This window comes from Syntrophaceticus schinkii (assembly GCF_000946815.1).
GTDB classification, from domain to species: domain Bacteria; phylum Bacillota; class DSM-12270; order Thermacetogeniales; family Thermacetogeniaceae; genus Syntrophaceticus; species Syntrophaceticus schinkii.
In genome coordinates, this window is the sequence record NZ_CDRZ01000081.1 from 1 (window position 1) to 1,158 (window position 1,158).

Annotated in this window: 1 protein-coding gene; it reads right to left on the bottom strand. The window is 53.5% G+C overall.

The features are described from left to right. Window positions 1-547: 547 nt before the first annotated feature. Window positions 548-1,158 (bottom strand): anthranilate phosphoribosyltransferase (trpD, locus tag SSCH_RS04955; RefSeq protein WP_044664512.1); only part of this gene is annotated, 611 nt, incomplete at its 5' end.

Here is a 1,158-nt window from a genome sequence, read left to right on the forward strand (position 1 = left end):
TCATTCTGCTGTATCAGATCATCCCTCCGCACAGCACCGATAAAGCCCCTGGCCGGCGGAGCATCAATCCGCATCTTTAAATCCGACAGAGGACAGCGGCTCTTTGCTGTGGATACCTCTTCCCTTTTGGCCTCAACAATGCGCTCTAAAATCATCAAAACCCTCCTGTTATCGGAATTACTGCCTCTATAGGTGAAGCAGAGATAGGGTTACTGCTAGATTATCTGCCACTGCTGTCCCTGTTAATTGAATGAACCCCCTCATACAAAGAGAACTGCCCTTGGATCCTGCCGTGATCCGTGTTCCCGCACCTGAATCACGAAAACCAACCCTGAATCAACCTTTAATCCAGCTGTTTCATTAGATCAAATAGATCACTTGATCCGTCCCCCTGATCTAACTGATCTCCAGGAACTTGCTGATATTCGGTGTTCCCGCACCTAGATCGCAAGAACCAACCCTGAATCAACCCTTAATCCAGCTGTTCCCTTAGATCAATAGATCACTAGATCCGTCCCCCTGATCCCCTGATCCACCCAGTTTCGGCTCAGGCGCAGCTCTTCGTAAAGGCAACCAGATCTTCCAGCTTCCGCAGAGCCGCCCCGGAGTCGATGACCTGTGCCGCCAACTCCACACCCTCACGCAGGGATTCCACCTTTCCCCCCACAAAGAGGGCAGCAGCGGCATTCATCAAAACCACATCACGGCAGGGGCCGGGTTTCCCGCTCAAGACATCTCTTGTCATCCGCGCATTATCCTCAGCATTTCCACCACAAATATCAGCCAGTTTCCCCCGCTTCAGCCCGATATCCTCCGGTGAGAGATAGTAGGTTCTGATCTCACCCCCCATCAACTCACTGACCCTGGTCTCCCCGGTATGGGAAATCTCATCCAGGCCATCCCCATGCACCACCATCGCCCTTTCCACCCCCAAACTGCGCAGCACCCTGGCCATCACACCGGTCAGATGGGGGTGATAAACACCCACCAGCTGAACCTTTGCATCAGCGGGGTTAGTCAATGGCCCCAAGAGGTTGAAAACAGTGCGAATACCGATCTCCCGCCGAGGGCCGACCGCATGCTTCATCGCCTCATGAAAACCGGTGCGAAAGAAAACAGATGACCGTTTCCTCCAACGCAGCGCTCCACTGAGCGGTG